Annotated in this window: 1 protein-coding gene; it reads right to left on the bottom strand. The window is 58.0% G+C overall.

Annotated elements, in window-relative coordinates; genetic code table 11:
* Positions 1-219, bottom strand: a 219-nt coding sequence (locus ACERY3_RS25515) for a tyrosine-type recombinase/integrase (RefSeq protein WP_373226816.1), incomplete at both ends; no start/stop codon positions are given.

Consider the following 219-nt stretch of genomic DNA (forward strand, 5'->3'; position numbering starts at 1 on the left):
TGCGCTGCCGGCTCAGCGCTCCGCCGTGACGGGCCAGGAATAGCCAGTCACTTTCCGCTCCGTCCATTGTGTTTCTCACCTTCAGCCAGGCACGGATAACGCGAATTTCCTCCCTCAGCAACGGGTGACTGGTACTGAACCCCTGCTTCAGACGGTGGATGTACAGGCTCCCCTGCTTTAAATCGATATCTGACAGTCTCAGGTAGCGGGCCTCACTCA

This window comes from Enterobacter cloacae complex sp. ESBL7 (assembly GCF_041679625.1).
GTDB lineage: Bacteria > Pseudomonadota > Gammaproteobacteria > Enterobacterales > Enterobacteriaceae > Enterobacter > Enterobacter asburiae_B.